Source organism: Catenulispora rubra, assembly GCF_015356825.1.
GTDB classification, from domain to species: Bacteria; Actinomycetota; Actinomycetes; order Streptomycetales; family Catenulisporaceae; genus Catenulispora; species Catenulispora rubra.
Map to the genome: position 1 here is coordinate 1 of NZ_JAACYW010000369.1, position 10,702 is coordinate 10,702.

The 10,702-nt window shown below is 70.6% G+C and carries 8 protein-coding genes and 1 pseudogene; 3 read left to right on the forward strand and 6 right to left on the reverse strand.

Features of this window, described 5'->3' with window-relative positions; translation table 11 throughout:
* Positions 1-235: pseudogene (locus GWK61_RS48975) on the forward strand (NADH-quinone oxidoreductase subunit N); the annotation flags it as partial.
* An 18-nt stretch (positions 236-253) separates the two neighbouring features.
* Here the strand turns inward: GWK61_RS48975 and htpX are convergent.
* The 6 genes from htpX to GWK61_RS49005 form a co-directional block, all read right to left on the reverse strand.
* Positions 254-1,135 carry a zinc metalloprotease HtpX gene (htpX, locus tag GWK61_RS48980; protein WP_194920459.1) on the reverse strand — a complete coding sequence of 294 codons (882 nt, stop codon included), beginning with the start codon at positions 1,133-1,135 and terminating at the stop codon, positions 254-256.
* A 119-nt stretch (positions 1,136-1,254) separates the two neighbouring features.
* Entirely contained in the window at positions 1,255-2,085 is an 831-nt protein-coding gene (locus tag GWK61_RS48985; RefSeq protein ID WP_194920468.1) for an ABC transporter permease, read from the reverse strand.
* Positions 2,051-3,211, reverse strand: coding sequence for a LolA family protein (locus GWK61_RS48990; protein ID WP_194920461.1), 1,161 nt, complete (start codon positions 3,209-3,211; stop codon positions 2,051-2,053). The genes GWK61_RS48985 and GWK61_RS48990 overlap by 35 nt, the downstream gene beginning before the upstream one ends.
* A 96-nt stretch (positions 3,212-3,307) precedes the next feature.
* Complete coding sequence (locus GWK61_RS48995) at positions 3,308-3,799, reverse strand: YajQ family cyclic di-GMP-binding protein (RefSeq protein WP_323748110.1); 492 nt, start codon at positions 3,797-3,799, stop codon at positions 3,308-3,310.
* 74 nt (positions 3,800-3,873) lie between these two features.
* A complete protein-coding gene (locus GWK61_RS49000) occupies positions 3,874-5,307 on the reverse strand; it encodes a S53 family peptidase (protein WP_194920463.1) in 1,434 nt (477 codons plus the stop codon).
* Positions 5,308-5,577: 270 nt separating this feature from the next.
* Positions 5,578-7,713, reverse strand: a complete 2,136-nt coding sequence (locus GWK61_RS49005; protein ID WP_194920464.1) for a S53 family peptidase — start codon at positions 7,711-7,713, stop codon at positions 5,578-5,580.
* A 177-nt stretch (positions 7,714-7,890) separates the two neighbouring features.
* Here GWK61_RS49005 and GWK61_RS49010 point away from each other — a divergent pair, with 177 nt between their 5' ends.
* Together GWK61_RS49010 and GWK61_RS49015 are read left to right on the forward strand one after the other, a co-directional pair.
* Positions 7,891-9,768 (forward strand): glycoside hydrolase family 5 protein, encoded by a 1,878-nt coding sequence (locus GWK61_RS49010; protein ID WP_194920472.1) that lies wholly within the window; start codon positions 7,891-7,893, stop codon positions 9,766-9,768.
* A gap of 136 nt (positions 9,769-9,904) precedes the next feature.
* The coding region (locus tag GWK61_RS49015) for an RNA polymerase sigma factor (protein ID WP_194920465.1) at positions 9,905-10,702 on the forward strand (798 nt) is incomplete at its 3' end.

Consider the following 10,702-nt stretch of genomic DNA (forward strand, 5'->3'; position numbering starts at 1 on the left):
GTTCGGGGCGGCGGCGGGGTCGCACTTGGTGTGGCTCGCGGTCGTGATGGCGGTGAACGTGGTGATCGCGCTGTACTACTACCTGAGCTGGACCGCGCGGCTGTTCGCGGCGCCGGATGCCGCTACTGCCGCTGTCGGCCGGTCGCCGGTCACGCTGCGGTTCGCGATCGGGCTGACGGTGTTGGCGGCGGTGCTGTTCTCGGTGTGGCCGCAGTCGGCGTTGGGCGCCTTCTAGCCGTCACCACGAGCGCCCCTACCGCAAACTCTCCCCGGCGAGCTGCTCCAGCCGACGTACCCGGTCCGGAATCGGCGGGTGCGTCGAGAACAGCCGCGACATCCCCGCGCCCCGGAAGGGGTTCGCGATCATCATCGAGCTGGTGGTCATCAGTTCCGGCTCGGGGGCCAGCGGCCGCGCCTGCGTGCCGCGCTCCAGCTTCACCAGCGCCGATGCCAGGGCCAGCGGGTCGTTCGTCAGGCGGGCGCCGGAGACGTCGGCCTGGTACTCGCGGGAGCGGCCGATGGCCAGTTGGATCATCGAGGCTGCCAGCGGCCCCAGGAACATGATGGCGAGCAAGCCGACCAGGCCGGGGCCGTCGTCGTCCTCGCTGCGGCCGACCGGGATCAGCCAGGCCAGGTTCACCAGCCACATGATGACGCTGGCCAGGGCGCCGGCGATGGAGGCGATGAGGATGTCGCGGTTGTAGACATGTGACAGCTCGTGCCCCAGGACGCCGCGGAGTTCGCGCTCGTTGAGGAGGTCCAGGATGCCTGTGGTGCAGCACACGGCGGCGTGCTGGGGGTTGCGGCCGGTGGCGAAGGCGTTGGGGGCGTCGGTGTGGGAGATGTACAAGCGCGGCATGGGCTGGCGGGACTGCGTCGACAGTTCGCGGACGATGCGGTACATCGCCGGCTGCTCGACCTCGCTGACCGGCTGGGCGCGCATGGAGCGCAGGGCCATCTTGTCGCTGTTCCAGTACGCGTAGGCGTTGGTGCCGACCGCGATGAGCAGGGCGAACGTGACACCGGTGCGACCCCAGAAGCTGCCGATGCCGACGATGACCGCCGAAAGCAGACCCATCAGTGCCGCGGTTTTCACGGCGTTGTGGCGCCCATGGAGATGCGTGGTCGATGTCATCGACGTCCTTGCCCGTTTTCCCTCGTCCTTGCCCTTCCCCTTCAGTCCAACGTAGGTGAAGATCTCCGGGGTTCCCGGGGCGCTGGGCCGGACGGGTGAGGCGGGAGGGGCGGGAGCCGCTAGACCGCCAGATCCCGGGAGGTGAAACGGGCCCAGGCCAGGGAGACGGCGACCACGGCGTAGCCCGCTTGGAGCCATAGGCTGTGCGAGATCGTGCCCCAGTAGACGGGGGTGCGCAGCAGGTCGGCGAAGGCCAGCCAGTCGAAGGAGAACAGCCAGGGCTGTATGGAGGTCAGCTGCGGGATCGAGCCGGCGATCTCCGCGACGACTATCAGGCCGATCGTGCCGGCCAGCGCCGTGGCGGGGGAGTCGGTGAGCGTCGAGATCGTCAGGCCGAGGACCGCGACGCCGGCCATGCAGCAGGTCACGACCCCCGCGATGAGCACCGCACGCCCGAACGCCGAGCCCAGCGGGATCGTCGCCCCGCTGAGCATCGTGACGTCCCGCATCGGGAACAGCACCGCGCCGGTCGCCAGCGCCGACAGCGTCACCGTGGACGTCGCCGCCACCGCGTACACGACCGCCGCGATGAGCTTGGCCACCAGCAGCCGGGTCCGGCCGACCGGCCACGCCAGCACGGTGCGCAGCGTCCCGTCGGCGGCGTCCCCGGCCACCTGGTCCGCGGCGACCACGCCGACCGCCACCGGCAGGAACAGCGGCACCATCAGCGCCAGCGAGGCGAAGACCAGGAACAGGCCGTTGCCGGCCACCTGGTTCAGCATTCCGGTGCCGGTGCCGGTCCCGGACCCGAGTCCGGACACCCGGATCGACACCCCGAGCAGGATCGGCACCACCGCGAGGACCACGAGGATCAGCAGATTGCGACGCCGACGGAAGGTCAGAGCCAGCTCGATGCTAGGAATGGCTCCCCACCTCCGGGATGGAAACAGACTTCGATGGTGTCGCGGCGACCGTCGCCTCCAGAGATTCCGGCGTCGCGAAGGCGATGAAGAGCCGCTGGTCCGGGGTGAACACCAGACTCACCAACCGGCTGCTCCAGACCAGTCCGACCGGAGTCTTCTCCCCGGCGGCCATCATCATCCGCAAGTAGCTTTGCAGCGGCGTTCCCGGAGTCCCGGCCAACGCGGCCAACACCGCGGCGGCCCCCTCCGGTGCCGGCTGCTGGGCGGTCCCATTCGCCGTCCCGAGCCCCGCGATCAGCGTCGTCGGGTCGAAGCCGCCGATCGCCACCGCGGCAGTCCAGCCCTTCCCGGCGCCCCGCACCGGATTCACCGTCGTGTCGAGGACCGGTGCCGCCTCCTCGACCACCTTCGCGCCGGGCGGCGGCGTGAAACGCAGCTCCGAGGAGTCGGAGGCGAAGCTCACCGTCTCGAACTCCGCCCGGATCGCAGGGCTCGACGATCCGGTCGGGTAGATCGCGACGCTCAGCGGTACCCCGGTCGCCGCGTCGACCGCGACCTGCACCGAGCCGACCGTGGTCCCGTCCGAATGCGGTGTGACGAGCAGGACGTAGCAGTCCCGGCCCGCGACCCGCGTCGTCTGCCGGGCCGAGTATTCGGTGTCGAACAGCAGCGTCTGGACCGCCGAGGGCCCCGTGAACGTCTTCGCCAGTTCCGAGGGCGAGGCGAACGACAGCAGCGCCGCGGTCAGTGCGTTGACCGTGCTGTGCCGCGCCGTCTGGTGCGACGAGTCCCAGGCCCACAGGTCGCTGCCGTCGCGGTACAGGTCGTACTCCGACAGCGTGTCCTGCACTCCGATCCGCTCGCGCGCTTCGGGACCGGAGTTGTCAGTCGCGACCCGCACGAAGTGGACCCCCGACAGCAGTCGCAACGGATCCGCGCCGCCGTCGCCGCCGAGCTTGGGCAGCTTCGGCAGCCCGACGTCGACCGTCAGCCGCACGGTCCCGGACACCGTCGGCGTCTGCGGCTTCCCCATTTTCTTCAGCAGCGACAAGGTGGATATGCCGGGCAGACGCGGCGAATCCGAGGCGCCGAGGCCGTGCGAGACGGCGGCGGCGGCCACCACGGCGGCCGCCGCCACGAGCGGGACAAGCATGCGCCGGTGCATCCGGTGCGCCTCCCCCCGGACTAGGCCCGCGACGCGGACCGCGCCGATCGCGCCGACCGCGCCGGCGCCGTCCGGTTCACCGGCTCACCGGTAGTTGGTGAACTGGATCGCGAAGTCGTAGTCCTGCTCCTTGAGCAGCGACTGCGTGGCCTGCAGGTCGTCGCGCGACTTCGAGGACACGCGCAGCTCCTCGCCGATGATCTGCGCCTTGACGCTCTTGGGCGCCTCGTCGCGGATCAGCTTGGAGATCTTCTTCGCGTTCTCCGAGGAGATCCCCTCCTGGATCGAGACGCTGATCCGGTATTCCTTGCCCGACACCCGCGGGTCCGAGGCGTCCAGCACCTTCAGCGAGATCTTCCGCTTGACCAGCTTGTCCTTGAACACGTCGAGCACCGCGGCGACCCGCTCCTCGGAGTTCGCCCTCATCTCGATGCCCTCGCCGGACCACCGGATCTCGGCGTCCACCCCGCGGAAGTCGAAGCGCTGGGCGATCTCCTTCGACGCCTGGTTCAGCGCGTTGTCGATCTCCTGCCTCTCGACCTTGCTCACCACGTCGAACGACGACTCCGAAGCCACAGTCCGGTCCTCTTTTCTACTCAGCTCTCCTCGGCGGAGCATGTCCGCCGCGCTGAACGATCCTAGACGCGTCGTCACTTCCACGAACGCAAGTAGGACTTTGAAGGTGAGCCCAGACCGGTCACGTCGTCATAGCCGGTACCTGCGGTGAGCAACCCGTCGTCACCCAGCTGGTACAGCCGCGCCTGGCGTGCTCCCTTGCCGTCCAGGCCCAGGTCGACCACCGTGGCCGGCGGCGTGCCGGGGCGCGGGGAGTCCGCGCCGAGCGAGGTCGGGGTCACGTCGTGGAAGGCGCCGGTGGCCGCCAGGCCGTACAGGGCCGGGTTGAGGAAGCCGAATGGATGACCCGCGGCCTGCTCGGCGTCGGCCATCACGCCGGCGAACAACGGAGTGGCCAGCGACGTGCCGCCGATCGTCGACTCGGCGTAGCCGACCGTGCCGTTCGGCAGCTTCTGCGTGACCCCGGTCAGGAAGCCGGTCATGGGATCGGCGTCCATCGCCACGTCCGGCAGCGTGCGCATCGGCCGCGTCGCCGGTTTGCCGTTCAACAGCGTGGTGGCCAGCGCCTGCGGGACGACCCCGGCCTGGTAGCTCGGCTGCGGCACGTCCTCACTCGTCCCGCCGCCGCCCCCGAACCGCCACTGCCCGGTCCCCGCCGACGGCGCCCACGCGGTCCCGTTCGGCGCCAGCGACGACCGCCGGTCGCCCCAGCCGACCTCCCCGACGTACTGGTCCCAGGGCCCGATCGCCAGGCTGGTCCCGCCGACCGCGGTCACCCACGGATCCTGCGCCGGGTACTCCGTCTGCGGCCGGGCAGAGCCGCTCGCGCACTGCGCCGCCGGATCCTCGGCGCCGCAGTCCCCGGTGGAGAACAGGAAGCTGATGCCCTGCTGCCCGCCGCGTTGGAACAAGGCCGAGTATCCGGCCATCGTCGCGGGATCCTCGTCGCCGTAGGTGCTGTGCGGGATGCCGCCCCAGGAGTCGGAGACGACGGTCGCGAGGTGGTCGTCGACGACGGTCTGCAACGCCGCCATCAGATCGGTGTCGTCGCAGGAGGCGGCCGCGACGTAGACGATGTTCGCCTGCGGGGCCATGGCGTGCACGGCCTCCACGTCCAGCGCCTCCTCCACGGCCCAGTTCGCCGGCGTCTCGCACTCGCCGTCGGTGAGGTGGTGGTACGCCGGGGGAGTGACCTCCCGGTACTGGCTCGGGCTCAGCAGCCGCTCGTCGTGGTTCATCGCGTAGTGGTTCGCGTCGGCGAGCATCGTGGGGGAGGCGTACGCGTCGACGACCGCGACGGTGACGCCCTTGCCGCGGTAGTGGGACTGGGTGACGCCGTAGGCGAAGCGCAGCTGCTCGGGGGTGTAGCCGCAGACGGCCAGCGGATTGCGGCCGCCGAAGGCGTTCGGGACGGTCCTGGCGGTGAGCTCGCCGTAGTAGTCGGAGCACTTCTCGGGACCGATGTAGTTCGGGTCGTCATCGGTCAGCGATATGTGGTTCGTGCGCATCGCCAGGTGGCGGGCTATGTGCTGCGGTGGGGCCGGCGTCGATGTCGGCGTCGGTGTTCGTGTCGGTGTCGGCGCCGAGGCCGTCTCCGAGACAGCGCCCTGTGACACTGCTGTGAACGCGACGGCCGCCAGAGCGGCGGCCCACGTGGAACGACGGACTAAGCGTCCGAACATGAACCCTCCCGAATCGGTACGTATGTCGGGTTCGTACCGTCTCGGGAGGGCCGGGAAGCGCGGCCGCCCCGAAAGGGTGACCGCGCGTCCTGACTTCTAGTGTTTGAACGAGTTCAGATACTCCTCCCGGGGGGATCCCAGGCCCGTCGCGAGGTCGTAGCCGGGTCCGGCGGGCAGACCCTGGTCGTGTCCGAGCTCGAACAGCCGCACCTGGCGCCGGCCCTGCGCGTCGGTGCCGAGGTCGAGGACCGTGGAGATGTCCGAGGGCGCCCCGGCCGGCTGCGCGACCACGTCGGTGAACGTGGCGGAGGTGGCGCGCCGGTAGAGGTCCGGGTTCGCGAAGCCGATCGGCTTGCCGCCCGCCGCCACCCGCGCCTGCTGCGCGTCGGCCTGGGTCGCGGCGAACATCGGCGCGGCGGCCGAGGTGCCGCCGACCGCGATCTCGCCGTACTGGCCGCTGGTGGCGTCGGTGACGCCGACCTGGACCGCGGTCAGCAGGTCGCCGTCCATGGCGGCGTCCGGCAGGGTGCGCATCGGCACGGCGGTCTTCGCCCCGGTGCCGAGGGTGCGCGCGAGGGCGTCGGGGACCACGCCCTTCTGGTAGTCGGGCTGCTGGAAGTCCTCGCTGGTACCGCCGCCCCCGCCGAAGTAGAAGTCGCCGGGGAACGGGAGCCAGCTCCGGCCGTCGTCGGACAGCGCCGAGCGCCGGTCGCCCATCGAGGCCTGCCACAGCGGGCCGTCGCCCGCGCCGAGAGCCAGTGCGGTGCCGCCGACCCCGGTCACCCACGGCGAGGACACCGGCCACTCGGTCTGCGCCCGCGCGGACCCCGGGTCGCAGCCCGGTCCGGTCCGTGCAGAGTCGTCGCCGCAGTCGCCGGTCGCGAAGTAGAGGCCGATGCCCTCGGTCGCGGCGTACTGGAACACCTGCGTGGCCTGCGAGATCAGGGCCGGGTCGATGTTGCCGGACAGCCGGTGCATGGTCTCGCCGAAGGACGAGGAGATGACGTCCGCGGCGTGGGTGTCGACGATGTTCGCCAGCGTGGCGTTGATGTCCTGGTCCGCGCAGGAGTTCGCGCCGAAGTAGCGGACGGTCGCGCCGGGGGCCATGCCGTGGACGGTCTCGACGTCCAGCGCCTCCTCACCGGCCCAGTCGGCGGGGGTCTGGCAGATCCCGTCGGTGGTGTGCGTCCACTGGCTCGCGGTGACGGTCTCCTGGTACTGGTTGCCCGCGAACGGGGCGTCGCCGTGGTTCTGCGCGAAGCGGTCGGCGTCGGTGAGCATCGTCGGGGAGCCGTAGGCGTCGATGACCGCGACGGTGACGCCGGAGCCGGTCAGGCCGGAGGCGCTGACGCCGTAGGCCGTGCGCAGCTGGCTGGGGACGTAGCCGCAGACGTCGAGCGGCTCGGGGGTGTTGTAGCCCGGCGGCAGACCCGGGTCCGCGGTGAGCGCGCCCCAGGTGGGGGAGCAGGGCGGGAGCGCCGCTGCCCGGGTGCGGGGCGTTGCTCCGGCGGAGTGCACGACGTCGGGGTGTTCGGGCAGGTCGGCGGGCAGGGGGGTGCGGCCGTCGGAGTGAGGCGCGGTGGGGTTGCCGATGCCGGCGTAGGCCGGGGTGGCGGTGGCGGTGTCGGCCTGGCCGAAGCCCGCGGCGGTCTGGCCGCCCTGGCTGTAGCCCGCCGCCGCCACACGGCCTGCCTGGCTGCTTCGGTCGCCGCGTGCCTTTCCTACGTCTCCGAGTGTGCTTGCGCCGACCGAGTGAGCGCTCATCCCCCGCCGAGCCGTGATCGCCGCGGTCGCCCCCTCGCGCATCCCGCGCACCTGCGTCTGCCCAAGCCTCGCCACGTTCGCCACAGCGCGCGCGACCTCTGGCGGAGCCGTCAGCCTCAGCGTCCGCGTGCCGCCGCCGAACGCCGCCCGCGCGGCTCCGGCGCTCCCGGTCGCGTCGATCCAGTGCGGGTCCTGGCCGGTGATCTCCATCCCGGCGGCCTTGAGCCACTTCCGCACGGCCTTGACCTGCGTCTCCGTTGCCCCGAACCGCGCCTGGGCCTGCGCCGCCGTCAGGTAGTGCCCGTACTGCGCACTGCCCGGCGTCGACACCGCCCGGGCGTACGCGGCCAGGCCCGCCGGATCCTGCCCGGCGAGCCCGATCCGTACGCTCACCGGCGCGCCGTGCTCCTGTGCGCCGGCCGTGGCATCGGCGTCGGCCATCCCGGCGGCCAGCAGCACGACCGCCATCGCACATCCCAGGTATCGAAACATGAATCGGTGTTATCCACCACAAACAGATTCATGTCCGGTGATTCAAGGTGTGGCAATATTCTCATCAAGTTTTCCACCTGCGAGCATTCGAACATTGACGCTGTAGAACATGGCCCTTACGTTCCAGCCGTGTCCGCCAACCGTGTGCGCATCATGATCATGTCGCTCGCGCTCGTCGCCTCCGCGCTGCTGCCCGGCACGGCGCACGCCAAGCCCGGAGCCGCTCCGCTCGCCGCCTCCTGGACCGGTCCGCTGAGCACCAGCGGCCGCTACGTCGTCGACGCGACCGGCAACCGCTTCAAGCTCGTCGGCGGCAACTGGGACGGCGCGCAGGGCCACTGGACCGGCAGCGGCTCCCCGACCGATCCGGCGCAGAACCACGCCGGCGAGGTCTCCTACGACGTCCCGCTGGCCCTGGACCGCGCCCCGATCGCGCAGATCCTGGCGGATTTCCACAGCCTGGGGATCAACACGATCCGGCTGCCCTTCGCCGACGCGATGATCCACGACACCTCGACCGTCCCGGACGCCGCGGTCGCCGCCAACCCGCAGCTGCGCGGCCGGACGCCGCTACAGGTCTACGACGCCGTCGTCAGTGCCCTGACGAACGATGGCTTCGCCGTGATCCTCAACAACCACACCACGAGCTACCGCTGGTGCTGCGGCCTGGACGGCAACGAGCGCTGGAACAGCGGGCAGACCACGCAGCAGTGGGAGTCCGACTGGCTGTTCATGGTGAACCGGTACAAGGACGACAAGCGCGTGGTCGGCGCCGACCTGCGCAACGAGGTCCGCCGCGACACCTGGGACGACCCGAACTGGGGCTGGTACGACGGCCACGACGAGTACGCCGCGTTCGAGGAGGCCGGCAACCAGATCCTGGCCGCCGACCCGGACCTGCTGATCATCATGGAAGGCATCAACTGGTACGGCATCCCGGCTGTCGGCTTCTCGCACGGACGCCCGATGCTCACCCCGGTTCAGAACCTGTCCAACACCCTGATCACCTCGAACAAGCTGGTCTACGCGGCGCACTTCTACAGCTACACCGGCCCGAACAACTCCGGCGCGGCGGCCGGCAGCGCGGGCGCCACCAGCGATCCCCGCTACGAGGACTTCACCCCGGACCAGCTCGCCTCGGTGGTGAACCAGGAGGCGCTGTTCGTCACCCAGTCCGGCCAGCACTTCACGGCCCCGGTCTGGGTGAGCGAGTTCGGCGCGGCCGGCCGCGGCTCGACCGACACCAAGGAACAAGCTTGGTTCGACAACTTCACTGACATCCTGGCCGCCAACGACACCGACTTCGCGATCTGGCCGCTCATCGGCTACACCGCCGCCGACGGATCGCTCCAGGACAACTGGGCCCTGCTGTCGTACGACGCCTCCGGCAACCGTGTCGGCGTCACCGATCCCGGCGACTGGCGCCTGGCCGACTGGCAGAAGCTGACCTCGGCCCCCTCGCTCACCGGCCCGGTCCCCGCTTCGCCGCACTGGAACATGCTCGATCTCGACCACGCCGACTACGACGTCTCCACGACGATGCCGGCGCAGTCGGACTGGTCCTCCGGCAACCGCAAGGGCGACTGCCCGGACACCGAGCGGCTGATGGCTCTCGGCCGGGGCAGCAGCCGCGGACTGTGTACGGACTCTTCCGAACCGGCCAAGGGCTCCGGTGCCTGGACCGTCGTCACTGACGAGCGCTACGTGACCGAAGGCGACTGGGCCGCCGGCTACAGCAAGCTCCAGTGCCCCGACAACACCTTCGCCGTCGGCTACAGCGTCCACAACAACGCGATGGCCGCGCTGCTGTGCGCGCCGTCGGCCACCGCGCTGCCGACCGCCGGTCACGATGTCTGGTTCAACCAGGGGGACAACCGTCCCTCCGGCGGCGGCTCCACGGCGTCGGACTGGGCACCGGGCTCTTACAAGGGCCAATGCGCCGACAACGAGTACGTCGCCGGCGTCGCCTACACCTGGCAATGGGCCGAAGGAGGCGTTCCGGATGCGCTGCTGTGCCGGCCGCTGGTCTGATCTGAACTGTGACCCTATGCCGGTATTCATCACTTCTGGGATGTGAACACAATCACGAAAATTTTTGTGACTCACACCCTCGGCTAGGGTCTCCCCCTACGTCCGAACAAAAAAGCTCGGGTGTGGAGGCCTGACGATGGTGACAGAAACAGACACGACTTCGGTGTCCGCGGCGGCGGCCGGGGATCCGGCTGCCCTGGAGCGCCTGGTCTCGGACTATCTGCCGCTGGTCTACAACATCGTGGGGCGCGCGCTGCCGGTGGCCGCCGACGTCGACGACGTGGTGCAGGAGACGATGCTGCGGGTGGTGCGGTCGCTGCCGACGCTGCGCGACCCGCGGGTGTTCCGGTCCTGGCTGGTCGCGGTGGCGATGAACCAGGTGCGCGACCACGTGCGGGCCTACCAGGGCCGGCCGCGGCCGCTGGACGAGGCGCCGGAGCTCGCCGACCCGGGCGCGGACTTCGCAGACCTGGCGCTCACCGAGCTCGGGCTCACCGGCCAGCGGCGCGAGGTCGCGATGGCCACCTCGTGGCTGGACGACGACGACCGCGAGCTGCTGTCGCTGTGGTGGCTGGTCGAGGCCGGGCACCTGACGCGCGGCGACCTGGTCAGCGCGCTCGGGCTGGAGGCGCACCACGTCACGGTCCGGATCGCGCGGATGAAGTCCCAGTTGGAGGTCTCGCGGGCGGTGGTGCGCGCGCTGTGCGCCGCGCCGATCTGCCTGGAGCTCTCCGACCTGGCCATGCAGTGGCCCGGCCGGCCGGAACCCTTGTGGCGCAAGCGGTTCGCGCGTCACGTCCGGCAGTGCCCGACCTGCGCGGGGCTGGCGACGGACTTCGTGCCCGCCGAGCGGTTGCTGGTGCGGCTGCCGCTCGTCCCGCTGCCGTTCGGGCTGGCCGAGGCCGTGCATCGCGCGGTGCCTTCGGCGTTCCAC